Source organism: Streptococcus sp. A23 (assembly GCF_043674155.1).
Taxonomy (GTDB): Bacteria; Bacillota; Bacilli; order Lactobacillales; family Streptococcaceae; genus Streptococcus; species Streptococcus suis_V.
Window position 1 is genome coordinate 1 of the sequence record NZ_JBIMJP010000007.1, and the last position, 26,275, is coordinate 26,275.

25 protein-coding genes and 1 pseudogene are annotated in these 26,275 nt (G+C 45.4%); 4 read left to right on the forward strand and 22 right to left on the reverse strand.

Features of this window, described 5'->3' with window-relative positions; genetic code table 11:
• Positions 1-75: 75 nt before the first annotated feature.
• The 16 genes and pseudogenes from ACHBIE_RS05235 to ACHBIE_RS05310 all read right to left on the reverse strand — a co-directional run.
• Positions 76-1,140: pseudogene (locus ACHBIE_RS05235) on the reverse strand (Eco57I restriction-modification methylase domain-containing protein); the annotation flags it as partial.
• Between the two features lie 169 nt (positions 1,141-1,309).
• Positions 1,310-1,981 (reverse strand): amino acid ABC transporter permease, encoded by a 672-nt coding sequence (locus ACHBIE_RS05240; protein WP_105123055.1) that lies wholly within the window; start codon positions 1,979-1,981, stop codon positions 1,310-1,312.
• Between the two features lie 91 nt (positions 1,982-2,072).
• Positions 2,073-2,948 carry a transporter substrate-binding domain-containing protein gene (locus ACHBIE_RS05245; protein WP_394732875.1) on the reverse strand — a complete coding sequence of 292 codons (876 nt, stop codon included), beginning with the start codon at positions 2,946-2,948 and terminating at the stop codon, positions 2,073-2,075.
• A gap of 124 nt (positions 2,949-3,072) precedes the next feature.
• Positions 3,073-4,521: an amidase gene (locus ACHBIE_RS05250; protein ID WP_394732876.1), complete on the reverse strand. Its 1,449-nt coding sequence runs from the start codon at positions 4,519-4,521 to the stop codon at positions 3,073-3,075.
• Between the two features lie 66 nt (positions 4,522-4,587).
• Positions 4,588-5,415, reverse strand: a complete 828-nt coding sequence (locus ACHBIE_RS05255; protein ID WP_105123052.1) for a lipoate--protein ligase family protein — start codon at positions 5,413-5,415, stop codon at positions 4,588-4,590.
• A gap of 222 nt (positions 5,416-5,637) precedes the next feature.
• A complete protein-coding gene (gene dnaJ, locus ACHBIE_RS05260; protein ID WP_105123051.1) occupies positions 5,638-6,768 on the reverse strand; it encodes a molecular chaperone DnaJ in 1,131 nt (376 codons plus the stop codon).
• Between the two features lie 226 nt (positions 6,769-6,994).
• Positions 6,995-7,675, reverse strand: a complete 681-nt coding sequence (locus ACHBIE_RS05265; protein ID WP_105123050.1) for a type 1 glutamine amidotransferase domain-containing protein — start codon at positions 7,673-7,675, stop codon at positions 6,995-6,997.
• A 63-nt stretch (positions 7,676-7,738) separates the two neighbouring features.
• Positions 7,739-7,960 carry a hypothetical protein gene (locus ACHBIE_RS05270; protein ID WP_105123049.1) on the reverse strand — a complete coding sequence of 74 codons (222 nt, stop codon included), beginning with the start codon at positions 7,958-7,960 and terminating at the stop codon, positions 7,739-7,741.
• A gap of 21 nt (positions 7,961-7,981) precedes the next feature.
• Entirely contained in the window at positions 7,982-9,805 is a 1,824-nt protein-coding gene (gene dnaK, locus ACHBIE_RS05275; protein WP_002943084.1) for a molecular chaperone DnaK, read from the reverse strand.
• 226 nt (positions 9,806-10,031) lie between these two features.
• Positions 10,032-10,544 carry a nucleotide exchange factor GrpE gene (gene grpE, locus ACHBIE_RS05280; RefSeq protein WP_002943082.1) on the reverse strand — a complete coding sequence of 171 codons (513 nt, stop codon included), beginning with the start codon at positions 10,542-10,544 and terminating at the stop codon, positions 10,032-10,034.
• A 12-nt stretch (positions 10,545-10,556) separates the two neighbouring features.
• Positions 10,557-11,591 carry a heat-inducible transcriptional repressor HrcA gene (gene hrcA / locus ACHBIE_RS05285; protein ID WP_105118320.1) on the reverse strand — a complete coding sequence of 345 codons (1,035 nt, stop codon included), beginning with the start codon at positions 11,589-11,591 and terminating at the stop codon, positions 10,557-10,559.
• 266 nt (positions 11,592-11,857) lie between these two features.
• The gene (locus tag ACHBIE_RS05290; protein ID WP_079267735.1) at positions 11,858-12,358 is read right to left on the reverse strand and encodes a DUF2812 domain-containing protein; all 501 of its coding nucleotides are present in this window, start codon (positions 12,356-12,358) and stop codon (positions 11,858-11,860) included.
• A complete protein-coding gene (locus ACHBIE_RS05295) occupies positions 12,345-12,614 on the reverse strand; it encodes a PadR family transcriptional regulator (protein WP_394732914.1) in 270 nt (89 codons plus the stop codon). Before ACHBIE_RS05295 ends, ACHBIE_RS05290 begins: the two co-directional genes overlap by 14 nt.
• Positions 12,615-12,681: 67 nt before the next feature.
• The gene (locus ACHBIE_RS05300) at positions 12,682-13,362 is read right to left on the reverse strand and encodes an IS6-like element IS1216 family transposase (protein ID WP_161941131.1); all 681 of its coding nucleotides are present in this window, start codon (positions 13,360-13,362) and stop codon (positions 12,682-12,684) included.
• Positions 13,363-13,415: 53 nt separating this feature from the next.
• Complete coding sequence (locus ACHBIE_RS05305; protein ID WP_105118420.1) at positions 13,416-13,664, reverse strand: hypothetical protein; 249 nt, start codon at positions 13,662-13,664, stop codon at positions 13,416-13,418.
• Positions 13,665-13,918: 254 nt separating this feature from the next.
• Positions 13,919-14,779: an Rgg/GadR/MutR family transcriptional regulator gene (locus ACHBIE_RS05310; RefSeq protein WP_105118421.1), complete on the reverse strand. Its 861-nt coding sequence runs from the start codon at positions 14,777-14,779 to the stop codon at positions 13,919-13,921.
• 98 nt (positions 14,780-14,877) lie between these two features.
• Between ACHBIE_RS05310 and ACHBIE_RS05315 the strand changes: the two genes are divergently transcribed.
• Positions 14,878-15,744 (forward strand): ATP-binding cassette domain-containing protein, encoded by an 867-nt coding sequence (locus ACHBIE_RS05315; RefSeq protein WP_105120583.1) that lies wholly within the window; start codon positions 14,878-14,880, stop codon positions 15,742-15,744.
• Between the two features lie 13 nt (positions 15,745-15,757).
• Positions 15,758-16,450, forward strand: coding sequence for an ABC transporter permease (locus tag ACHBIE_RS05320; protein WP_105122142.1), 693 nt, complete (start codon positions 15,758-15,760; stop codon positions 16,448-16,450).
• An 81-nt stretch (positions 16,451-16,531) separates the two neighbouring features.
• On the opposite strand, the gene ACHBIE_RS05325 is transcribed toward ACHBIE_RS05320, so the two are convergent.
• From ACHBIE_RS05325 to ACHBIE_RS05335, 3 genes are all read right to left on the reverse strand, one after another.
• Complete coding sequence (locus tag ACHBIE_RS05325; protein WP_074391408.1) at positions 16,532-17,227, reverse strand: histidine phosphatase family protein; 696 nt, start codon at positions 17,225-17,227, stop codon at positions 16,532-16,534.
• Positions 17,228-17,402: 175 nt separating this feature from the next.
• The gene (locus ACHBIE_RS05330) at positions 17,403-18,740 is read right to left on the reverse strand and encodes a PFL family protein (RefSeq protein ID WP_394732877.1); all 1,338 of its coding nucleotides are present in this window, start codon (positions 18,738-18,740) and stop codon (positions 17,403-17,405) included.
• A gap of 11 nt (positions 18,741-18,751) precedes the next feature.
• A complete protein-coding gene (locus ACHBIE_RS05335; protein ID WP_002941251.1) occupies positions 18,752-19,018 on the reverse strand; it encodes an ACT domain-containing protein in 267 nt (88 codons plus the stop codon).
• 420 nt (positions 19,019-19,438) lie between these two features.
• Here ACHBIE_RS05335 and ACHBIE_RS05340 point away from each other — a divergent pair, with 420 nt between their 5' ends.
• Both ACHBIE_RS05340 and ACHBIE_RS05345 read left to right on the forward strand, forming a co-directional pair.
• Complete coding sequence (locus ACHBIE_RS05340) at positions 19,439-21,190, forward strand: ABC transporter ATP-binding protein (RefSeq protein ID WP_394732916.1); 1,752 nt, start codon at positions 19,439-19,441, stop codon at positions 21,188-21,190.
• A complete protein-coding gene (locus ACHBIE_RS05345) occupies positions 21,180-22,925 on the forward strand; it encodes an ABC transporter ATP-binding protein (protein WP_394718799.1) in 1,746 nt (581 codons plus the stop codon). Before ACHBIE_RS05340 ends, ACHBIE_RS05345 begins: the two co-directional genes overlap by 11 nt.
• 139 nt (positions 22,926-23,064) lie before the next feature.
• On the opposite strand, the gene fni is transcribed toward ACHBIE_RS05345, so the two are convergent.
• From fni to mvaD, 3 genes are read right to left on the reverse strand one after another with little or no spacing between them, the layout of a single operon-like run.
• A complete protein-coding gene (gene fni, locus ACHBIE_RS05350; protein ID WP_172079314.1) occupies positions 23,065-24,159 on the reverse strand; it encodes a type 2 isopentenyl-diphosphate Delta-isomerase in 1,095 nt (364 codons plus the stop codon).
• Positions 24,160-24,168: 9 nt separating this feature from the next.
• Positions 24,169-25,248 (reverse strand): phosphomevalonate kinase, encoded by a 1,080-nt coding sequence (locus ACHBIE_RS05355; protein ID WP_105122136.1) that lies wholly within the window; start codon positions 25,246-25,248, stop codon positions 24,169-24,171.
• Position 25,249: 1 nt separating this feature from the next.
• Entirely contained in the window at positions 25,250-26,275 is a 1,026-nt protein-coding gene (gene mvaD / locus ACHBIE_RS05360; RefSeq protein ID WP_394732878.1) for a diphosphomevalonate decarboxylase, read from the reverse strand.

The window sequence follows — 26,275 nt, forward strand, 5'->3', positions numbered from 1 at the left end:
TCTATACTGAGTTGGGGAATTCTAGTATATCAGACGAACATGTCTTTTTTGTTGCACTTCATTTTACAACGCGGGAACTTTTACTTGTTCATCGTTCAGCATTTTGTTATTCCAATTTTTAGGTGTCTGTCCAGCATTAAACAAAAATCGTGCTGGTGTAATCAATAAAGCCTTATTTCCAATTTTATACGACTCTTCAATAAAATAATGATATATTGGTTCATCTCTAGCTCCACCTTCTTCCTGATACGGTGGGTTTCCAATGACAACATCAAATTTCATAGTGGTTTCTCCTTGTGATAGATGCTCAAAATCTATCAACTCATTTGTTTTCCAATCTTTGATTTGTGCCTTTTGTGGCTGGCTGGTCTGCTCTGCTATTTCCTCAAAAAGGCTAAGCTGAACAGCTTCCTTTGCTTGCTCAGTGTAGGGGCTGGTGTAGGTCAGGCCGTCCATCTGCAGGACATTGTAGGAAATAATCTGGGCAATGGTCTGTTTCTGGCTGGGGCTGGGTTCCCGGTCAAACTTGGCTTGATAGTAGTCGATGAAGCTGGCTAGGAGGTTTTCACGAGCCAAGAGCAGGGAATCTCCCTGATACTCGTAGCCGTAGGCGTTCTGGTAGGCAGTCACTGCCCCTTGGAACCAAGCTTCTTCCTCGTGGACGTCCTCAGATAGACGGTGGAGCTTACGGTCCAAAAAACCGACCCGCTCTTCAAGGTCGAGGGCCTGTCCGGTCACCGTATCGTAGCGGGAGACCATGTAAGGCGCTTCCCCGCAGGTGATTTCCAACCATTTGAGGTTGAGGTAGGCCTCTAGGTCTAGATCTTGGAAGTCTTGGTCCACGGCATCAATCTGCTGTCTGACCAACCAAGTTGGGGTAAACACCTCTGCTCGGACCTTGGTGCGGTCTTTTTGCTCGTACTTGGACTTTTCTGAACGTGGCTGGATGAGGTTGGCATAGGGACCCGTCACTCTAGTAGGAGTGATTCGGTCATAAGCACCGAACCCTTTTCCCAGCAACTCATAGGAATGTGTAGCCCAAACAATGGACTTGTTGGTCGTTCGATCTTTCAAGAGGGTCCTAAGAAGACCAGAGGACTCTCTCGCTAATGTTTCTTCGCTAATATCTATGGTCGTCATAAGGCACCTTTTCTCTTTATTTAACTTCTATTATACCATTTCTTTACAAGTAATAAAATCGTTTTCAGAGGAGTGTAAAAAATAAAAAATAAAAAAAAAGCATTGGGTTGAAAAGAACCTCCTTATATGAACAATATAAGGAGGTTCTTTTCAGGGCTTTTTCTTTTTTTTAATAAGTAGCCAGACGTTTTTCCAAGCGTAACTGCCCCACAGCATAGAGTGTACAAATGACCCAATAAATCAAGGCTACGCAGATATAGACCGTCATGTAGTCAGACTTAGCACCGCCGACGATTTTGGCCTTGTTGAAAATTTCAGGCACCGTAATCATAGCTGTCAGAGAGGTACTTTTTACCATGTCCAACAGAACATTACTCAATGGGGGGAGAGCAATTCGGAAAGCTTGGGGAATAATGATTTTTCGATAAATCACATTGGTCTTGAGGCCCAGACTGCGTGCCGCCTCCCATTGACCCTTATCAATAGCCGACAGGGAAGAACGGATGATTTCCGAGATGTAGGCCGATGACATGGAAGTAAAGGCAATGATGGACGCTGATATCGCATCCAGCTGAATGCCCATAAAGGGCAGACCAAAATAGATAAAGAAAAGCAAGACCATAAGCGGAATACCCCGCATGAGGGAAATATGAGCCATAGCCAACCAGCGGAGGACGGCAAGCTTAGACATACGCATCAAGGCTACAAAAAAGCCACAAAAGGTCCCTAGGGCAAAGCCGATAAGAGAGAGAGCCAATGTATAGGGCAAGCCCTCTAGAATAAGCGGAATAGCCTCAAAAGCTAGTTTTGGATCAAAAACAGCCTGCCAATTGATAGACATAGAGAAATACCTTGGAGGCGCCGACCAGGTCAACACCCGTCCTTTCTTTACTAGATAAAAAGGTAGGAATCACTTCCAACCTTTCTGATGTTTAGTCAACGTCTACTACTGGCAACTCATCTGCACCTTCAGCAGGTTTGGTCAAGTCTTGACCAGCATAGTGTTTTTCTGAGATAGCCTTCAAGCTACCGTCATCTTTCATTTCTTTGATGACCTTATCCAACTCTTGCTTCAAGCTGTCATCCTCCTTGCTCATGACAATCACAGATTCGTTTGGATTGTAACGAACATCACCCATCTTCACTTTAATATCTGGGAATTTTGCAGTAATCATCTTAACTGCGACCACTTGTGTGAAGTAGTCATTTGGAATAAAGTCTGTACGACCAGTGGATACATCGCGAAGGTAAACATCGTTGGTTACGTTATCGTAGATAACTGGCTCTGCGCCTTGCTTTTCAGCAATCTTCATGAAGGTTGTACCAGCACCACCACCAGCTTTTTTACCCTTCCAGTCTGAAAGGTCTTTTGCGGTGATGTTTGATGAACCATCTTCACGGACAATCATACCAGATACAGAATACTTGTAAGCCTCAGAGAGGTTGTATTTTTCCTTACGCTCAGCTGTTGGCTGCAGGTTGTTTACTGAAACATCTACCTTGCCTGAGTCTACTGATGTCAGAGCTTCTGCTACACCGATTTCTTGGAATTCAATTTCGAGATCCAAGCGCTTGCCGATTTCCTTCATCATATCGACTTCATAACCGACCAATTCCTTCTTGTCATTGTAGTATGACGTTGGGAAAAGCGTACCTGGAGTCGCAACTTTCAAGACACCTGCTTCCTTGACTTGTTCCCATTTGGTTGGTTCTGCAGTTGCTTCTTCTGTCTTAGAAGCGTTGCTTGAGCAAGCTGCCAGCGTTAATGTAGATACAAGAAAGGCTGATGCCAACAATTTTTTCAACATGTCAATCTCCTCTGGAAGTGACAAACTTCCTTTTTCTTTATTTTTGGTGTTAACCCACCAACTTTAATAGGGTAACATTTTGAAAAAGATTTGGCAAGAATTTGGTATCGTTTTTTGTAGCCATTTACATTCTAAACAAATGAGCATCTTCCAAGTCCTGGGCTAGCTGTAAAAGGATATCTTCTCGGCCCTTAGCTGCTGTCAATTGGACCCCTATCGGTAGGCCTTCTTTGGTAACATGCGTCGGCAAGTTAATGGATGGTTGGCCTGTAATATTGGCCTGTTGCGTAAAGGGAGTAAGAGCGAGACTGTCCGCAAACATCTCCCAGATCAAGTCCTGCTGAGCAGCCATTGAATATTCCTGGGTCTGCTTGAGGCGGGTTTCTAAATCAACAGACGGCTGAAATTGACCATGAAGAGGAGCCACATCTGCCACCGTGGGAGTCAGGAGAATGTCGTAGGTCTGGTGAAATTCCTGCATGCTGGCACTGTAGCGGTCCCAATCCTGTAAAACCTTAGAATAAAGCTTGGCCGGTATGGTTTGACCGCTCTGATAAATGGCCCAGGTCATGGGCTCCATGTCATCCAGAGTCATTGGGCGTCCAAAAGCCGTTTCAATTTCATCAAACATCTGAGCAGTCTCTACGCTATTCATAATATAATAGGACTGCATCACTTCACTCCCGTCCAAGGGTTGTCGCTGTAATTCCTCCACTTGATGACCCATCCCTTGAAGATAGTCGACCAGCTGAAGAACCGCCGTCTGCGCTTCCAGACTAACCTTGCTACCAATAGGGGACTGACAGGTAAAGGCAATTTTCAAAGGGCGATTAAGAGGCCTGAAGATTGACTCTTCCGACAGGGTTGCCAAGGGAAAAGGCGCCTCAACCTGATAGGTTTGAAAATGATAAAGCAGCCGCTTGGTGTCCCGCACGGACTTGGTCAAGGCAAAGTTGCTAGAAGCCCCCTGCCAACCTCGGAAAGACTTGGGTCCGACAGGAATGCGCCCACGACTGGGCTTGAGACCAATCAAACTATTGAAGGACGCGGGAATCCGAATGGAACCACCACCGTCCGATGCTGCCGCAATGCTGACCATTCCAGAAGCCAGGGCTGCAGCTGCTCCTCCGCTTGAACCGCCAGCATTGCGCTTGACATCTGATGGGAGATTGACTGGACCATGGACCAGAGCATCCGAGATATTTTTAAAGCCAAACTCCGGAGTATTAGTCCGACCCAGAATAATAAAACCCAGGTCCTTGAGAGCTTGCACATACCTATCCGTATGGCCGACCGAATGACCCTGAAACAACCGAGAACCCGCTGAAGAGGGATGCCCCTTTTCATTTTGCCCTAAATCCTTTAACAGCAAAGGAACCCCAGCAAAAGGTTTACCCAAAAAACCTTGCTCTTCTGCCTCAGCTAGAGCCTGGTCATACTGGGTGTAGACCACCGCATTAAACTGCGGATTTAGCACCTCTATCTTCTCGATAGCCTCTTGGACCAGTTCCTTGGCCGAAACCTGTCCGCCATTGACAGCCTGAGCCTGAGCTGTCGCATCCATCCATTCCATATCTATACCTTTCTCTTTTGTAAATAGCAGAGCTGCTAGCTAGCCTGAGGGCAAAACTTGATTCGACTATATGCCATACTTCTCCTGAAACTCCTTAATTCCTCGTCCCAGGTCCATAAAGTCAGCCATATTGTCCGACGAAGGATAATAGTTTGAAAGCCTAGCACCATTTCTCTCTAGGACGACCTCAATTCGCTTCTGCATATCCTCGACTGTCAATTCACGACCAACCAGGTCTGAGAGATTGGCCATTGAGGCAGGATTGACCTGGGGATAGCGGTCTGGTATCGGTTGGCCACCACTACTCGCCTGGTAAAAATCAGCCACCAGCTGGCCTCGTTCTGCTTGATTGCCATGAACACTGATATAGGCTGAAATAGCAATGGCCCGCTTATAGACCCGCTGGGCCAAGCCAGCAAACTTCCGCCCCTGGATAGACAAATCATAGGTGCCTGGGCAGTAGGAAGTCGCTATTTCGCCACTCTCCACTTGAACTGGAAAATCCGCCAAAGACTGGCTAATCAAGTCCACCATGACCTGATAGCTTTTGTGGAGGTTAACCTGATGCCCTTGAGCATTCGGCAAAATCAAGGTCAGATTGAGTACGCCTTGGTCAGCCACCACTGCCAAACCACCCAGACTACGGATAATAGGGCTGTAACCAGACTGTTTAATATGAGCCAGACCGGCCGCCAAGTCCGGCACCTGACTGTCCATCATGCCCAATATGACCGTCGTATCCATGGGCCAGTAGTGCAGAATGCCTTGCTGGGGCTGTTGATTGACCTCGCGCAAAAAGACTTCTGTCCAGACCAAGGGGCCCTGCTTACTCCCTGCCAGACCCGAACGATCCTGGTATTTTTTCAGCTCAAGACCAGTCAACCACTTGTCCATCCGTCATCCTTTTCATTTCTACTAATGCTCTTATTTTACCATAAGACTAATGGAACTATTTGAAGAAAATACTGATATAGAAAAAGAGGTTTGATATAACATCCAACCTCACATTATTTGAACAGTAAAAACACTTTAACACAGTGGTTGATTGGCTTTCACAGTTTGATTTTCATTGGGTATGATACAGAAAAAGGACTGGCAGTGCCAATCCAATCTCTCTTATAAATCTTCAAAAGCGTCCTTGACCTTGTCGAAAAAACCTTTTTTCTGCGGATGCACATTGATATTACCTGCTACCGCAAAGTCTTTTAAAGCTGCTTTCTGGCGGTCATTGAGCCCTGTTGGTGTCACTACATTGACAGTGACATACTGGTCACCCATGGCACCCCCGCGGATACTTGGCGCACCCTTGCCTTTAAGACGGAAGGTCTTGCCTGTCTGCGTTCCCTCTGGAATCACCATATCCACATCACCATGAACCGTTGGCACATGGACGGTGTCACCTAGTGCAGCTTGAACAAAGTTGAGGTCCAATTTGTAAAGAATGGTCGTACCTTCACGCTCAAATTTATCCGATGCCTCGACTTGAACGACTACATAGAGATCTCCGTAAGGGCCTCCGTTAAATCCAGCTTCACCTTGACCAGCCAGACGGATACGCTGACCAGTTTCGACACCTGCAGGAACCTTGACCGTAACAGTGTGAGCCTGTTTCTCATGACCAGTTCCACGACAGGTCGTACACGGATCCTTAATCTGCTTGCCACGACCGTGACAGACATCACAGGTCATCTGACGGCGCATGGTTCCAAGTGGTGTCTGTGTATCAACATTGATAACACCAGAGCCATGACAGCGTCCACAAGTTACAGGACTGGTCCCAGGTTTGGCGCCCGAACCAGTACAGGTACGACAAGTTGCCTCACGGTTGTAGGAAACTTCTTTTTCAGCACCGAAAATAGCCTCTTCAAATTTCAAATTGACACGGTACTGCAAATCATCTCCCTGACGAGGTGCATTGGGATTACGTTGAGCAGTTCCACCGCCGAAGAAACTAGAAAAGATATCCTCGAAACCGCCGAAACCAGCACCGTCAAAACCACCAAATCCGCCACCGCCGAAGCCACCATTGGCTCCAGCCGCACCAAATTGGTCATAAGAGGCACGTTTTTGAGGATCGCTCAAGGTCTCGTAGGCCTCTTGAACTTCCTTATATTTATCTTCCGCACCAGCATCCTTGTTAATGTCTGGGTGATATTTTTTTGATAGCTTACGATAAGCCTTCTTAATCTCGTCTGGCGAAGCGTTCTTAGAAACCCCCAGACGATCGTAAAATTCTGTGTTGTTCATAGTTTATGATACAAAAGGCGTTAAGAAAACCGTATGAAAATAGAAAACTAACGCAGTGTGTAAAACACACTAGGAAGTTTATCTTTTTCACTAGGTTTTTAGCCTGTGTTCGAATAAACGAACTTGTATTCCTTTCTTTGAAACTTAGAAAGTAGCCCGTGTTCGATTGCGAACACTTTCCTTTCTGTAAAATTTGAGATGTCAAATACAGTCATTCCAGTCCTTGCTAGAAGTTACTTAGCAAGCGTTTGGCAACTGCCCTACCTGACATGGGATTTTGCCCTGTCACAAAGCGACCATCTTGTATGGCAAAAGAAGTGTAGGGAAGTTTCTTTTGAAAATCAGCCCCACGTTTTTTGACCTCAGTTTCTGTGATAAAGGGAACCTTTTTCAGTTTTCCACTAAGAATTTCTTCCCATTTTGTGAAACCGGTTATCTTCTTACCAGCAATAAGATAACGGCCATCCCTATCACGAATATTTAACAAACCTGCAACACCGTGACAAACTGAGGAAATATATCCACCTTGTTCATAAATAGAATTAGCAATTTCTTGCAGTTCCTTGTTGTCCGGAAAATCCCAAATCACACCGTGGCCACCCGTATAATAGATAGCGATGTAGTCCTCAGGTTGAACATCTTCTGGTTTAAGAGAATGTAGCAAGGCACGCTCCTTAAAATCGGCGCTTTCAGATAGTTGTAAATCTTCTTTCGAAACATAGATACTTTTCAAGCTGCGAGGATCGATTGGAACATTGCCACCCTTTGGGCTAACATAGTCCACTTCAAATCCTGCTTTGGTAACTTCATCTACAAATTCTGTCGCTTCTGCTAGCCACAGACCTGTTTTTTCTTCATCATTTTTGTATTGAGATACATTGGTCAAGACGACCAGTATTTTCTTCATATTGATGGACCTCGTCTCCTCTTTACCCAAAAACAGAGGCTGGGTTGCAACCTCTGCTTAATTTTATAAATAGTCTCTCAACCAATCAGGCATTGAAGGATCGTCGATTTCCCAGGAATCAACTTCACGCCCCCCTGTCTCGCGAACATTTTCATTTCCATCAAAGAATTTTGAAGATGAACACTTATATTTTACTACTCTGTCACCCTCTAATCTATACTCGTTCCAGTATTTACTACCTTTAGAGTACCCATCCCAAGAATTTGTAGTATATATTGTAGACATATTCGCCTCCGTATTATTGGTTTACTTTTCCGTAAACTCGCCATCCACCACATCATCGCCTGCGTTGTTAGCTGTTTGGGCACCTTCTTGGCCTGCGGCTGCTTGTTGTGCTGCTGCGGCTTGCTCATAGAGTTTCACGGCAAGGGCTTGGGCTTTTTCATTGAGGTTTTCAAGTTTAGCCTTCATATCGTCCAAGTTGTTCGCTTCTTGAGCTGCTTTCAACTCATCAAGAGCTGCTTGAGCTTGGTCACGTTCTGCGTCGAAGCCTTTGCCTTCTGTTTCTTTAAGAGTTTTCTCAGTCGCAAAGATTGCTTGGTCCACATCGTTACGAAGGTCTACTTCTTCCTTACGTTTCTTATCTGCTTCTGCGTTTGCTTCTGCATCTTTCATCATGCGGTCGATTTCTTCATCTGTCAAACCTGAGTTAGACTGGATAACGATTGTTTGCTCTTTTTGCGTACCAAGGTCTTTGGCTTTTACAGAAACGATACCGTTCTTGTCGATGTCAAATGTTACTTCGATTTGTGGAATACCACGAGGTGCTGCAGGGATGTCTGTCAATTGGAAACGACCAAGAGTCTTGTTGTCCGCTGCCATTGGACGCTCACCTTGAAGCACGTGGATGTCAACAGCTGGCTGGTTATCTGCCGCAGTTGAGAAAACTTGTGATTTAGAAGTTGGGATGGTTGTGTTGCGGTCGATGAGTTTTGTAAATACACCACCCATTGTTTCGATACCAAGTGACAATGGCGTTACGTCAAGAAGGACAACGTCTTTCACATCACCAGTGATGACACCACCTTGGATTGCCGCACCCATAGCAACAACTTCGTCAGGGTTTACAGATTTGTTTGGCTCTTTACCAGTTTCAGCTTTTACAGCTTCTACAACAGCTGGGATACGAGTTGAACCACCGACAAGGATAACTTCGTCGATTTCTGACAAGCTAAGTCCTGCATCTGAAAGAGCTTGACGAACAGGAACTTTTGTACGTTCTACAAGGTCGTAAGTCAATTCGTCAAATTTTGCACGAGTCAATGTCATTTCCAAGTGAAGCGGACCTGCTGCACCTGCAGTGATAAACGGCAAGCTGATTTGAGTTGAAGTCACGCCTGACAAGTCTTTCTTAGCTTTTTCAGCCGCATCTTTCAAACGTTGAAGGGCCATCTTGTCAGCTGACAAGTCGATGCCATTTTCTTTCTTGAATTCTGCTACCATGTGGTCGATGATCTTTTGGTCAAAGTCGTCACCACCGAGCTTGTTGTCACCTGCTGTTGCAAGTACGTCAAAGACACCGTCACCAAGTTCAAGGATAGATACGTCGAAAGTACCACCACCAAGGTCGAATACCAAGATTTTCTCGTCTTTGTCAGTCTTGTCCAAACCGTAAGCAAGAGCTGCCGCAGTTGGCTCGTTGACGATACGTTCTACTTCAAGACCAGCGATTTTACCAGCGTCTTTGGTTGCTTGACGTTGGGCATCGTTGAAGTAAGCAGGAACCGTGATAACGGCTTTAGTTACTTTTTCACCAAGGTACTCTTCAGCGTAGCCTTTCAAGTATTGAAGAATCATAGCTGAGATTTCTTGTGGTGTGTATTCTTTGCCATTTGCTGAAACTTTTTCAGAAGTTCCCATTTTTGACTTGATAGAGATGATAGTGTCTGGGTTAGTCACTGCTTGGCGTTTTGCCGCGTCACCAACGATGATTTCACCATTTTTGAAAGATACAACAGACGGAGTTGTGCGGTTTCCTTCTGGGTTTGCGATGATTTTTGATTCAGTTCCTTCAAGAACTGCAACTGCTGAGTTTGTTGTACCTAAGTCAATACCGATAATTTTAGACATGTGTGTTACCTCATTTTTTAGTTTTCTTTTATTCATTCATAGTTTACCGTCATTGCAGACGAGTTTTTTTCATAGTTTTCGAGTAACTCTTGTCGCTTTAGCGACCTTAGAGTTACCGACACAAAGTTTGCCCAAGAGCTAGGAGCCTCGCGACGAAGCGATTGGTTGCAAACTACTGTGCATGACATCTCGGTCAGGTTTTCTTTTTTGGGAAATAGCAGAGCGACTACTCTGATACGACTACCATAGCAGGTCTCAGCAAGCGTTCATGCAGCTTGTAGCCTTTTTGGAAGACTTGTGCAATGTGTTCTGCTGGGCAGTCGTCTGTGGCTGGAACGGTTTGAATAGCCATGTGAAGATTTGGGTCAAAGACATCTGTTGCGACTTCTTCTACCCCTTCTTCTTTGAGGGCTTGAATCAAGCTTTCTTGAACCATTTCCAAGCCTTTTTTGACATCTTCTGTCAAGCCTTCAACTTGAAGGGCACGCTCCAAGTTATCCAAACTTGGCAAGATTTTCTTAGCCAAGTCTTGCGAACGGTAACGCTGAATGGTTTGGCGTTCCTCGTTGGCACGGCGTTGGATATTTTGCATTTCAGCGTGGGCACGGAGGTACTTGTTTTCAAATTCCTCTGCCCGCTCATTTGCCAAATCCAATTCTGATTTTTCAGGTGTCTCCACAACTTCTTCTGTTGCTTCAACCTCTTCTACGATTTCTTCGTTTTTGATTTCTTCTGACAAAGCATTCTCCTTCTAATTGACTTCGTAATGATTACTACTTAGATAACGGTAGTAATCGGTTAATTTCATAAATAGGACGCGACTGATGATGTTGATCAAACTCATCTGCCTGCGGTAGTTCATGTCAACAGGACCAAGCAAACTCATCTGGGCCATGCCCCGATAGGGGATTGGAAAGCGATGATGAATAACTGTCACATCCGCTAGGGCTGGATCACGATGTTCCGCCACGGAAATGCTGGTCTGCTGGTCTGGAGCCAGGCCCTGTCGCAACTCTGGTGCCAATAACTGAGGGCTATCCAAGAGCTGATAAGTAGCTAGATTGCCATAGGTCAGCGAGGCAACTTTTCCACTAATAAAGACCGATTCTTGGAAAAGATTGGCAAAGATGTAATCCATGAGATCCAAGACATTGTCCGTCGTGGCAAAGTAACGCTGCACCACTTGGGGAACCTCCGTCCGTAGCTTGTAGTGAATGGACAAGACTGTCTGTCCTACGAAGCGCTCATCAACTAAGCGTTTGAGCACCTCCAAGTCCCTGGACAAAAAGTTTTTAGGAATGGCAAACTGAACGGTGACAGGTTTGGACTGGTCCAAAGTCAAGACTGCCAGGGCATCGTGGCTACTGAGCTGCACAATGTCAAAGGAAGTCAGCTGCTGACTGGTTGGCTCCACATCTAAAATGACCGAGGTATAGCCTGTCAAATCCGCTAGGACTGTGCTGGCCCGCTCCAAGATGTCCTCCAGCTTGAAAGCTTCAAAGTCGAAGGCCTTAACCACCTGATAAACATCTTCTTCATTGATGTGTTCCAAATTAAGCGAGTGGTTGACAAAGTATTGAAAACCAGCCCGACTGGGCATCCGACCGCTTGAAGTGTGAGCCTTTTCCAGCAAGCCCAACTGCTCCAGCTTAGCCATATCATTACGAATAGTAGCCGAACTTGAAGCAATCATTTCCTGTAAGGCCTTAGAACCAACTGGCTCATGATGTCGCGTAAACAATTCAACAATCAGATTCAAAATATCATTTTGACGTTGGGTAATCATCTTCGCTCCTTTCATGAACACTGTTTTAGTTACGCTCAATGAAAATCGACAGTAGCCTAGGAAGCGAGGCCGAATGTAGAACTGTGGTTCACAAAGGCAAGCTGACAACGGTTAGTGTTGATTTTCGAAGAGCGTTAGCACTCTATGATGTCGAGTGCTAACCTATATACTCCCATTATACGCCGAAAAAATGGATTGTCAAGAGAAAAAACCAAAAAATTAGCACTCTTTTGCTTAGAGTGCTAAAAATCAGTCTGAGGACCTAGTTACTCTTTTACCATACGATAAAAACGGATGCCTAGTAATAATAAAAGCGGAATATAAATGATAGAAATACCTAAGACAAAACCTGGACGCGAACGCAAACTTGTTCCCAGTAGAATGCCGTACAGTCCCAAAGATGGCAAATAGCGTCTTTGGAAGATTGTTTTCACAAACTCCACTTTATTTTCTCTATCACCATATAATTCAAGCTCTCCCATCTTCGCAGGTTTCCTAAAAATATTGAAATTTTGGCAGGATACGACAAACTCCCATCCATATTCCTCGTACATATGCAGATAGTTTTCTCTATCTTTATTTTTTGCTTTCTTGAAATCAACCTGATACACAACCCCTTCTGGCAGGCATTTTTCAAAATGATAAAACAAGAGCCAGCTAATCTTAACTAGTTTCCACCCTTGCTGATGCATCTCACTGAGATAGTCTGCTTGCTGACTGAAATCTGTGATAAAAAATACCTTGAACTCTGTCCTAGTCTCCATCATTTTCTCCCTTGCTATTTCGATAGAGCCGTTCAATCCGAGCCAATTCTATGTCTAGGATTTCTCGACCTGTTTCTGTTATCCGATAAAACTTCCGCTTATCTTCTTCCCTGACAAACCGAATCAAGCCGTCCTTTTCCATTTTCGACAGGGTGCCGTACATGGTTCCAGGGCTAATCACGACTTGCCCTGCCGTGACTTCCTTAGTCTTCTGTGTAATATCGTAACCATGTCGTTCTTTCTGTAAATGAAAGAGAATATAGAAGGCTGTTGGTTCTGTTGCAAAGTTTTAAATAAAGAATAAAATCCCTTACGGTATCTATGATTTAAGCTGGGATTCCCAATAATACCTTGATTTCAGTACAGACCGAAAACCCGAAGAGAGTGCCTTCTTTTCGGGTTTTCTTATATAATCCTCGGATGGCTTCCATACCTTTAATCGTGGTAGAGGCAGTGCGTAAACTTCGATAGAATTTATTGCGTCTCTTTACTGGACGATGGTCTTGTTCAATCAAATTATTCAGGTATTTAATGGTACGATGTTCTGTCCCTTGATAAAAGCCGTATTCTTTTAGTTTCTTAAAGGCACTTGTAATAGAGGGGGCTTTATCTGTGACTACAACCTTCGGTTCATCAAACTGCTTCACTAACCGCTTAAGAAAAGCATAGGCTGCTTGTGTGTCCCGTTTTTTACGTAACCAAATATCCAAGGTTAAACCATCTGCATCGATGGCTCGATACAAATAATGCCATTTTCCTTTAATTTTGATGTACGTTTCATCCATTTTCCATGAATAAAAGGATTTTTTATTTTTCTTTTTCCAAATTTGATAGAGTAGTTTGCCATATTCTTGCACCCAACGATAAATCGTCGTATGAGAAACGTTAATGCCACAATCATATAAGATTTCTTGAACTTCACGATAGCTAAGGTTATAACGAAGATAGTAGCCCACGGCTACAATAATCACATCCTGCTGAAATTGCTTTCCTTTAAAATGATTCATCGTCATTCCTCCTGCTATCTTTTTCTATTATTCTACCTTATTTGATAGTAGATTTAAAACTTTGCAACAGAACCTGTCGTGATAAAGTTCTCAAGCCAGCTGACATCATCGCTCTCCGTCGCTACTTCTTCCCTTTCCTCATCCGTGTCTTGTTCTTCATCGTCTGAAAAATCGACTTTTCCAAACAGAACTACCTTGCCCTCCGTTTCAGCACTTGCTGAACTGCTATTAGTTGTTAGAAACCCAAAAGTTACAAAACCTAGCATTGCAAGAGCACCTAAAACAAGTAATTTCTTCATCATTATTTCCTCCAAGATAATTGAGAAACTGTATTCACAGTTCAGCACTTCTAGCTAAGGCTAGCTTTTCAGCTACTCACCGCTCGTTTTTTTCAAAATACAGTTAGTATTCCCTCAAAAAACTGCCTTGATTAGCGAAAAACCATCTCTTCTCTAAAAGCACTTTTCTTGTGAATACAGTTTCTAAACATTGTTTTGTAAAGTTGTAAAACTTACAAGTATTATCTTACAGGAAATGACGAGCCTCTTAAAATTCATTACATATCTGTAACTTTCTCAATTTCCTTATTGATCTGGTGGATTAAATCATAGCAATCTAAAAATTTGGCAATATGCAGACATTCCTTCATTATTTCTAGGCCACCATCATTTCCATTCATGTAGGACAAGCGTGCTTTTAGGAGCTTAAGCAGCAAGCGATCCCGCATATTCTTTTCCATGATATTGACAGAGTCAAGAATTTTGAGAAAGCGAATCGCAGCAGTCTCCTCTCCCCTATCTAACAAACTACTCGAAATATTGATGAGTACCTTATAGACATTATCTCTGTTTTCTGTGATATCCATATAAAAATTTGTTCGATTGAGAACTTCCATTCCCAGAACTTCCAACATCTTGCTAGGAAGACCTCTGCTACAATTTCCGAAAATCCAGAGTTCAAATTTCCCCCAATCATCTATGGACATTAAATAGTCCGATAGAATAGCTTTTTCATCCTCAGAAACATCATAATCAGGATCGCACCATTGCTGCTTGAAGATATGAAAGGCTGCGACCATCACCCTATCAAACGGACGTCCATCTCTATCATACTCTGCTTGATGGTACAAAATTTTATTGTCCATATACTGAGCATTGTGACTATAAACTGCACGGACAAATTCTTCTGAAGAAAACAAATTATCTATCTGAAAATAGGACTGGTAGAGGGTAGAAAATTCGCCCTCAACCATATTCATCCGTCTCAAGCAATGAAAAAATGTATCTACAGAAAGATTGCTCTTTCCATTTTCAAAGCGTGATAGCTGAGCAGGTGTCACGAAATCCCCAGCCACTTCTTTTAGAGACATATTTTTTGATTCACGAATGATTTTAAAAATTTTTCCGTAAGTTCCCATTATATTCTCCACTCGTTACATTTATGTAACGAAATTTGCTAACTTTTGAATCTAGTATATCATAGATTTATCATTTTTTTATAGAAAGGCAGGTAGTTATGGCATCTCTCTTATCTACCCAAGAATTATCAAAGCAATACGGGAAACAAAAGGCCGTTCATCAGGTTTCTTTAACGATTAATAAAGGAGAAATATGTGGCTTAGTTGGTGAAAATGGTGCTGGGAAAACAACGCTTCTCAGAATGTTATCTGGCCTCATTTCCCAAACTTCTGGTACCATTACTAGCTCAAAAAATTGTCGTATTGGAGCTTTAATCGAATCCCCTGCTCTACAACCCAATTTATCTGCTATCGATAATCTTCGTTACATGGCTCTGCAATTAAACCTTAAGCAAGCTGATGAAAAAGTCTTAGAGACATTAGCAATTGTCGGTTTAGAGGATGTGGATCCTAAGAAAAAATCCAAAGATTTTTCATTGGGAATGCGCCAACGTTTAGCCATTGCCTTAGCTATCCTAGATAGGCCTGATTTTTTAATCCTAGACGAACCGATTAATGGTCTTGACCCTGTTGGAATCAAAGAAATGAGAAGTATTATTTTAAATCTTCGAAATCAATATGGGATGACCATCCTTATCTCCAGTCATATCCTATCAGAGCTTGAGATGGTGGTTGATCGGTACATTATTATGCATAAGGGCCTTATCGTCAAAGAATTCTCAAAGCAAGAGCTTGAACAAACCCTAGAAGAACAGCTCTATCTACAAACGAACAACCATCCTAAGACCTTGACTATCCTTGAAGAGCAGGACATCGCTTACAAAATAGATAAGGATTATATCAGTCTGTCATCAGATACGAATGTTATGAGCCTCATTCATCTCTTGATAAACCATGAGATTGAGGTCAAAGAAATTTTTAAACAACAAATGTCATTTGAAGACTATTACCTGACATTGATTTAAGAAGGAGAAGAGCATGATACATTACTTTAAAGCTGATTTATTTAAGATTCAAAAAGAACAGAGACTAACGATTTCATTGGGAATATTGGCTTTACTATCCTTTTTATCCGCTTTTTTGTTGCATGGCAACGAAGACTTCACTAGCTCTCTGATTCAATTGCTTTCTCAATTTATCACACTATTTTTTATCGTTCCAGCCAACCTATTCTTTGGAGAAGATTTTACTTACCGTACCATCAATCATATTATTATCAAGCAACAAACAAGAAAAGGGGTATTTTTCTATAAAGTCTTAGCAACCTTTGTACTAGATCTCGCTTATATCCTTCTAGCCTATTTATTGAGTAGCAGTGTTGGCTTACTTCTAGGTAATCGTGTTGATGTTGCAGTGATAATACACAGTTTCATTGCTCAAACACCTTTATTTATCTGCATCTCTCTGTTATCCATCCTGATATTTGTCAAGTCCAATAAGGTCAATCAAGCCTATCTTATCTTTAGTTTAATCAGCCTTCTTTTTGACAATATCACTAACCTCATTACCAGTAACCTACTCCGTATGAGATTACCAACAGATTATTTTCTATTCCTTTCCCTCCAACAAGGGGAACATATTTCAAGGTTATCCATGGGTGTTAGCTTTATGGCTACCCTCATCTACCTTTATCTGAGTTACTTTATCTTTAGTAGGAAAGAGTTAAAATGATGTAGCTTAGATTTCATATATAAAAAACATGTATGTCACACATCAGAAAAAACGTATGACATACATGTTTTCATTTCACATCTATTCCCCTTGGGCGATCAATTCTGCTCCACGTTTACGGTAGGATAGGTCGCCAACTGCTTCAATTAAAAGCTTGCCATTTTCGTATTTGAGGACGGTGATTGAGCCGTTATCGAGAAAGACATTAGCACCACGCTCTGGCTCTAACAAATGAGCCAATGTCGCAATAGTCATACCGTGGCTGACCACAAGGGCGTTGCCTCCGCCTTGTTTTTCCAAGTCTTGGGCGATGGATTCAAAACCTGTTAAGATACGATTGCTCAAGACCTCCCAAGATTCTGCCCAGCCAGCTGTATCTGCCTCTTGGATACCTGCTGCGATTTCCGCAAAGGACATCCCCGTCGCATCAACTGTCCCTTTCAAACGAGGCAGGACACCTTGGAAAAGCTCGGCATCATACATGCCCTCAAAACTACCGAAGCACCATTCACGGATACGCTTGTCTTGGTAATAAGGGATTTTCCCTAAAATTCCCAACTCACGCTGGGCAATGGTCATGGTCTGAACGGTTCGCCCCAAGTCACTGGATACAGCTAGTTTAAAATCAAGGCCCGCATCCTTTAGCCCCAAGCCAAGCTCGCGGATTCCTTCCTCACCAGCCTTGGTCAGCGGTGTGTCACACCAACCCTGCACGCGCCCAATGGTATTGAACATGGTTTTCCCGTGACGAGAAATATATAATCTTACATCTGCCATAGTGTTCTCCTTGTCTTTTCTTACTATATAGTCATTTGAATTAGCTTTGATACATCGTCACTTTCGGCTTGCTGTACTCTAGTACTACCTGCACCTCGGTTCCTTGTCTGAAAGCTAATTCACTCGACTATAGTATAGCAAAAAACCGACTGCTTGTCGTAATCGGTTTACGTTTTTAGTTCTTAAAACTATGAATTGGAGCTGGAATTTGTCCGCCACGGTTGATAAAGTCCGCAGAAGATGCCTGATTGACCTTCATGACAGGAGCCGTTCCCAGAAGGCCGCCAAATTCAATCATGTCTCCTTCTTTTCCGAGAGGAATAATACGGACCGCAGTTGTTTTCTGGTTGATGACCCCAATCGCCGCCTCATCCGCAATCATGGCTGCAATGGTTTCAGCAGGCGTTGTTTCTGGAATAGCAATCATATCCAAACCTACAGAACAGATGGCCGTCATGGCTTCCAATTTTTCAAGGTTGAGCGAGCCATTTTGCACCGCCGCAATCATGCCCTCGTCCTCAGACACAGGGATAAAGGCACCTGACAAGCCACCTACTTGGTTGCAGGCCATAACCCCACCCTTTTTAACAGCGTCATTGAGCAAAGCCAGGGCAGCAGTCGTTCCGTGCGTACCAACGGTTTCTAAGCCCATTTCCTCCAAAACTCGTGCCACTGAATCGCCAACAGCTGGCGTTGGAGCAAGGGACAGGTCTACGATACCGAACTTGACACCCAGGCGTTCACTGGCCATATTACCAACCAACTGACCGATACGGGTAATCTTGAAGGCGGTCTTCTTGACGGTCTCCGCCACCACATCAAAGCTCTCACCGCGCACTTTTTCAAGAGCACGCTTGACCACACCGGGCCCAGACACGCCGACATTGATAACCACATCCGCCTCGCCGACACCGTGGAAAGCACCCGCCATGAAAGGATTGTCCTCAACCGCATTGGCAAAAACCACCAGTTTAGCCGCCCCCATATCAGAAGCCTCCGCCGTCTCCTTGATGATCCGCCCCATGTCCCGCACAGCCGTCATGTTGATACCTGTCTTGGTTGAGCCGATATTGACTGACGAGCAGACCTTAGAGGTTTGGGCCAATGCCTGCGGTATAGAGTTGATAAGGATTTCATCACCTTTTTGGTAGCCCTTTTGAACCAGAGCTGAAAAGCCACCGATAAAATCAATGCCGATCTCATGAGCCGCCTTGTCCAAGGCATGAGCCAAGGGCAGATAATCCGTGGCATCTGTCGCCGCACCAATCAAGGCAATAGGCGTCACCGACACCCGTTTGTTAACAATGGGAATGCCTAGTTCTGCCGCAATCTCATCGCCGACTGCTACCAGGTTTTTGGCCTTGGTGACGATTTTTGTATAGACTTTATCCGCAGCTTTCTCAATATCCGCATCAATACAGTCCAAGAGGGAAATTCCCATGGTGATGGTCCGGATATCGAAGTGCTGCTCCTCGATCATCTCAATGGTTTCAGTAACTTGTCTAATATCCATGAAATCTCTCCTTACAAGTTGTGCATAGCATCAAAAATGGCCGCACTTTGAATGTTGATTTTCACATTCAAATTTTGACCAAAGGCATCCAACTCCGAACGCAATTGAGTGAAATCTTTCTTCTCATCTGACGATACAACCGCCATCATGGTAAAATACTCATCCAAAACCGTCTGGGAAATATCATCAATATTAAGCCCCAACTCCGCAATCTTAGTCGCAACACCCGCAACAATCCCTGATTTGTCCTTGCCGACAACAGTAACAATTGCTTTCATGTTTCTACCTCATAAAATTTTCTCCTATTTTACCACAAATAAGAGGAAAACGGAATTGCTAGGACATATTGACCTCGAAATGTTCGCCTCTCCAGTTTATCTGAAAGACAAGGACAATCTCAAAAAATAGTCCTCATGGCTACTTACTTTCCTTTTTCTGAATAGTATGTTACACTGGAATGTACATTTATAACCTGTATGACTCTACAGTCTGGGGAGAGACTGTTGGAAGTTGGAGAGGGAGCGAACAGAGTCCGTATCATTCGTTATGACCGGTTCGGAGCCTATAACGCGAATAAACGGAGTTTGCTACGCTACCTCAATCTCTAACTAAAAAACAGGAACTATCTGTTGGAGTCTTAGAAAGGATATCCAACCTTTATTTTGCCCAAATTCTATGAAATAAAAGAAAGGATGATTATGAAAATTGTCAAACAACTCTGGTGGTTTTTTAAGCTAGAGAAAAAGCGCTACCTCCTTGGCATTATCTCTCTGTGTCTGGTCAGTCTCCTCAACCTGCTGCCGGCCTATATTATGGGAGAAATCATTGACCAAATCGACAGCCGTGCACTGACAGGACAGGGACTCCTCTTGGGCGTACTGGGGCTTATCCTATCTGGCTTTGGCATGTACGCCCTCCGCTATGTCTGGCGAATGAATATCCTGGCCACCTCTTTTCGTCTAGGAAAAATTATGCGGGCTCGCCTCTTTGAGCATTTTATGAATATGTCGCCCTCGTTTTTCCAAAATCACAGGACCGGTGACCTCATGGCCCATGCCACCAATGATATCAATGCCTTGACCCGTCTCGCAGGAGGCGGTGTTATGTCCTTCGTCGATGCGACTGTGACCGCTGTGGTGACCCTGGTAACCATGAGTTTTCTGATTTCTTGGCAAATGACCCTGGTAGCTATCCTGCCCCTGCCCTTCATGGCTATGACGACCAGCTATCTGGGCCGCCGCACTCATGAAAATTTCAAGGCCTCTCAAGCTGCCTTTTCAGAGCTGAACAATAAGGTCCAGGAATCTGTGTCTGGTATCAAAGTCACCAAGTCCTTCGGCTACCAAGAGCAGGAAAGCAAGGCCTTTCAAGAGGTCAACCAGGCAGCCTACCTCCAAAACCTCAAGACCATGCGCTACGATTCCCTCTTCGACCCAGCTGTCCTCTTCTTTGTCGGACTCTCCTATGTTCTCACCTTGATTTTTGGCTCCCAATTCATCGCCCAAGGCCAGGTTACCTTAGGGCAATTGGTCACCTTTATGACTTACCTGGACCTGCTGGTCTGGCCCCTCATGGCTATCGGTTTCCTCTTTAATATTACCCAGCGTGGTGCTGTTTCCTACGACCGCATCCAGAGTTTACTGGATGTTCATTCTGATGTAAAAGAGGCCAGCAAGCCTCTGCCAGCACCAGAAAATGGACAAATCTCCTACAAGGTCGACCGCTTTTCTTACGATAAGTATTCTGAGCAGCCTACTTTAGAAGATATTCACTTCAGCATTAAAAAAGGTCAGACTATCGGCCTGGTTGGTCCAACAGGTTCTGGTAAGACCAGTCTCATCAAGCTCCTCCTACGGGAATATGATGTAGACCAGGGCGCTATTTCCCTAAACGGGCAGGACATCAAAAACTACCGCCTGGCAGACCTGCGTGCCCTTATGGGCTATGTTCCCCAGGACCAATTTCTCTTTGCAGCCAGTGTTGCGGACAATATCAGCTTTGGCGACCCTGATTTGGAATTGCAGCACATCAAAGAGGCGGCCAAAACTGTCCATGTCTATGCAGACATCGAAGATATGCCTAACGGCTTTGCGACCATGGTCGGTGAGAAAGGGATTTCCCTATCTGGTGGGCAGAAACAACGTCTAGCCATGGCCCGTGCCATGATTCTCAACCCTGACATCCTGATTTTGGATGATTCCCTATCAGCAGTCGATGCCAAGACAGAACATGCTATTATCGAAAATATCAAGAGCAGCCGTCTGGACAAGACCACTATCATCACAGCCCACCGGCTCTCAGCTGTAGTCCATGCTGACTTGATTTTGGTTATGGAAGACGGAAAAATCGCCGAGCGGGGTACCCACCAGGAACTCTTGGAAAATCAAGCCTGGTACTACGACACCTACATGATGCAACAACTGGAAATGGAGGAAGAAAATGCAAGCTAAATCAAAAGAAAAAGGCGTTTTCTGGCGCCTCCTATCCTATCTCAAACCCTACTCGCTCCTAACTGCTGCAGCCCTGACCTTTCTCTTGCTGACGACTGTTGTTCGCAGCATTATTCCCCTTCTAGCCTCCCACTTTATTGACAATTATATCGGCCATATCTCCCAGTCTGGGACCATGATTCTGGCTGCCTACTTTGGGCTTTATCTGGTGCAGATGCTCTTTCAATATCTAGGCAATATTTGGTTTGCCAAGGTTTCCTATAGCGTAGTCCGAGATATTCGTCGGGATGCCTTTGGCAAGGTCCAATCTCTAGGCATGGCCTATTTCGACCAAACACCGAGCGGTTCTATCGTGTCTCGCCTGACCAATGACACAGAGAGTATCTCAGAGATGTTCTCAGGAATCCTATCCAGCTTTATTTCAGCCCTCTTTGTCATCGTGGTTACTCTCTATACCATGTTTGCCCTGGACTGGAAATTGACCTCCATGCTGGTACTTTTCCTGCCCGTCATCTTCATCCTGGTCAATCTTTACCGCAAAAAATCCGCTCCTGTCGTCGCTAAGACACGCAGTCTCCTCAGCAACATCAACAGCAAGCTAGCAGAGTCTATCGAGGGCATCCGGATTATTCAGGCCTTTTCTCAGGAAAAACGTCTAACTGAGGAATTTGAGGCTATCAACCAGGAACACCTGGCCTATGCTAGCAAGTCTATGGCCCTGGACAGTCTCTTCCTCCGTCCTGCCCTATCGCTGATTAAGATTTTGACCTATGCCCTGCTGATTAGCTACTTCGGCTTGGACTGGTCAGACGCTACTGTATCTGCTGGGATGATTTACGCCTTCATCCAATATGCTAACCGCCTCTTCGACCCGCTTTTGGAGGTCACCCAGCATTTCTCTACCCTGCAAACCTCCATGGTTTCGGCCGGTCGTGTCTTTACCCTTATGGACCAGACCATTGAGGAACCCCAGCAGGTTGACCAGGGAGCCTGTATCAGCCAGGGAGATATCGTTTTTGAGGACGTTTCCTTCTCCTACGACGGCAAACGGAAAATCCTTGACAAGGTTTCTTTTCAGGTCAAGAAAGGCCAGACTATCGCCTTTGTCGGCGCGACCGGTTCTGGAAAATCGTCTATTATCAACGTCTTCATGCGTTTTTACGAATTTGAATCCGGGCGGGTTCTGATTGACGGTCAGGATATCCGAACCTTCCCTGCCCAGGAATTGCGGTCAAATATCGGTCTGGTCTTGCAGGACCCCTTCCTCTATCACGGAACCATTGCCTCCAATATCCAGATGTACCAGGATATCAGTAGAGAGCAGGTCGAGGAGGCAGCCCGTTTTGTGGACGCTGCTCCCTTTATCGAAAAATTACCAGACGGCTATGACCACCTGGTTACCGAAAAAGGTTCCGCCTTCTCAACTGGACAACGTCAATTGCTGGCCTTTGCTCGCACCATGGCCAGCCAGCCTAAAATCCTGATTTTAGATGAGGCCACAGCCAATATTGACTCCGAAACCGAGCAAACTGTCCAGTATTCCCTGGAAAAAATGCGACAAGGACGGACAACCATTGCCATCGCCCACCGCCTATCCACCATCCAAGATGCCGATTGCATCTATGTCTTGGACAAGGGCAAGATTATCGAGTCGGGCAACCACGAACAACTCTTGGCCATGAAAGGCACCTACCAACGCATGTACCAATTGCAAGCAGGCCAATTGGCAGAGTAAAGATTGTAAAAGGAGCACCTCAGCCAGGTGCTCCTCTTTCTATTCTATTATATTCCATAAAAATCAATCTAGCCTATCTCCCTCCGAGTCTTTCAGTCACCAAGGCTCTCGACAAGGATAAGATGATTTTCTAAGAGTATTATTTTTCTGCTGACCGTCTTGCATAGGCCGTCCAGTCAATACCACGTGCCTGACACCAATTCTGCACAGCCGGTGCTAGAATCAGGTCGGTCTTTCTCAAGTCTGCCACAGTTTTAGCACCCAGCATGGTCATGATTTCCGCAATCTGTGTCTGGTAGCGGTCGATAGCCTGCATGGCCTCTTCCAGGCGGTCTGCCTTGCCGTCTTTTACAAATTGCAGGAAGTGATTGGACATCCCGACCAGGTCAGCACCAAGGGCTAGGGCTTTGACAATATCTAGCGGATTTTTAATACCACCTGAGGCGATGACCTGAGGACGACGGTCAGCCGGCAGAGACATGACCTCCACCAGAGATACCACCGTCGATTGGCCCCAACCCTCCAGGTAGTCGTAATCATGAAAGGCCCGACGGGCATTCTCAATCTTGGCAAAATCCGTCCCACCAGTCCCCGAAATATCAACTGTCTGGACACCAACCGAGGCCAATTTTGCCACCGTTTCCCGGCTCATACCAAAGCCAACTTCCTTGGCAATGACAGGCACATCCAGCTCTCGCACCAGGATCTCGATATTCTTCAACCACATAGAGAAATCTCGGTCCCCCTCTGGCATAACAATCTCCTGAGGAGCATTGACATGAATCTGAATGGCATTGGCCTCCAGCAAATCTACAGCCCGCTTGGCATTGTCCACATCGTGGTGGGCACCTAAGTTAGCAAAAATGATTCCGTGAGGATTTTCTCGACGCATGACAGAAAAGGTCTCCGCCACAGAAGGATCCTTAATGGCCGCACTAACAGAGCCCGACGCCAGCGGAATCTTCCCAAAGCACCCCAAAATCCCCAGCATTTGATTGATTTTCCCAGTCCTTTCACTTCCGCCAGTCATGGCATTGATGAAAAATGGGTGGGCAAAATCCAAACCAGCCACACTGGTTGCAAGGGACACATCCTCCAGCTTAAGCTCTGGCAAAGAATGGTGCACAAAACGAGTCTGGGCAAAGTCCGACGCCGACTGACTACTATACTGCTGGTTGGCCAGCCCCACATGCTGGTCCTTACGATCCAAGCCAAATTGTCCAAAATAATACATAAAATCTCCTTATTCACGCATGGCGATGTTTAGTTGGAGTGGAAGAATCCCGGCTTGTCGCCAAGCCATCTCAATGATCTCTTTTTGTTCCCTACTGTCTACCAGGCAGATGCCGCAGTCACCTCCACCTGCACCTGAGGATTTGGCCACCGCCCCATAAGCCTGGGCCCGATTAGCCAGTTGACTCAGTATAGGCGTCTCGATGACCAGGCCCATATCAGCCGAAAAATCCTGCAAGAGCCTGCGATTTTCTGCCACAGCCTGCTTGACCGCTGCCACTTGTCCTGTCTGACAGGCCAGGATAAACTGCTCCACACAGGCCTTTGAGTCGGCCAGAAACTGGCTATGGATACGATCCTTCTGCTCCTGGCTTTTCTGACTTTCCAGCTGCTGGACCAAACTGTCAGTCGAGGCCGCCGACCCCGTCCAACCAACCAGGAGTTGCAGGGGAGCGGGTAGCTGGATGGATTCAATCTTCAGGCCCAGCCAATCAGAGACTAACAAGTCCTCCAAGGACTGCTCTACCATTGCCTGCAAAAGCCAAGCCCGGTCCAAAGAATGGTAGGCCACAAGTCCCCCAAAGCTAGAAGCTGCCAGGTCACCAAAGGAACCGGTCATGCCCAGTTGGGTCTGGGCCAGGGCAGCCAACTTGTAGACCAAGAGGGGCTCAGCTGACTGTTGGTAATAGGCCAAAACCGCCTTGACCGTCGCCACCGTAACCGCACCTGAAGAACCCAGTCCGTACTTGGTACCTGATACCTGGTCGTCCAGGTCTGACTGGATGCCTAGGGCATAAGCTCCTTGACAGGTCAAGCCCTTGGTCCGCAGATAAACCTCGGTCACCTGCATGGCCATCGTAATCAGTGGATAGGGATTTTCCCCATGGGTAACAATAGTCGCTCCCTGACGGCTCCAAGGCAGATAGAGGTCTGCCTGCTGGCTAGAATGAATACTGGCCTGGTCTGACGTTTGAACGGTCACGGTCAGATACTGGTCCACTGCCGCAATGACAGCTGGCTGACCAGCCTCGACCACCGCATATTCCCCTGCCAGAAAGAGCTTGCCTGGTGCTTGTACTTGTACCTGCATCCTAAGACCTCTCTTCAAATGCCTGCTGGGAGCCTTGCCAGTCCTCATCTGTCAGAACATAGGCCGCAGGACCTGGTAGGCTGGTAATGATTTTTTCTTTGGGGAGGTACTGAGATAGGCCATCGACCAGCTCTGCCATTTGACTGGCTCTGCAAAGAACCTTGACATTTGGTCCCGCATCCATGGTCATGTAGGCTGATAGGCCGCTTTCCTCACGGACCTGACGAACAGCCTCCTGGGCCAGCAAACTATCTGCCGACCAATAGGTAAACGGCGGATTGGCAGACAGGGTGGTAGCATGCATCTTCATGCCATTATGCTCGGTAATCTGACCGACCTGTTCAAAATCCCGGTCCGCAATAGCCTGCTTAATAGCCTGCAAATCTTCCTTGGCGGTGTTCACCCAGGCCTGGTAAAAGGGGGACGTTGCGACCGTATGGTCCATGCCTTCACGGCTGGCAATCTTTTTCTGACCTGTATTGACCGCAAGAACAATCATGCCAATATCCCAGTCCGCATCATCGATGGGATGGGCCATAGAATCTGCCGAACCTGTCCCCATATCCCACTCAACAAAACCTCCGAAAAGGCTACGGGTGCTGGAGCCTGAACCACGACGGGCAAGGGTTGACAATTCCTCTCGACTCAAATTCAGACCTAGAGCTGTCGCGGTAGCCAAGGTCAGGGCCGCAAAGGCTGAGGCTGAGCTGGCTAATCCTGCCGCAGTCGGAACAAAATTGAGACTTTCCACTCGGGCAAAAGTCCTCTCACCTATATATTCGCAAAATAAATCCAAAAATCGCGAAATTTTTAAAATTTCTTTTGAATCTTGCAAAATTCCATTTAAATAAAACTCATCAGCCGTCAAATCGCTGTCAAAAATCACCTTGGTATCTGTGTAAAAGGCATCCAGGGTCAGTGACAGGCTGGAGTTCATGGGCAAGAAGAGTTGTTTGTCTCGCTTACCCCAGTATTTGATCAGGGCGATATTGGTATGGGCACGGGCAATGCCGATTTTCTGGCTCAT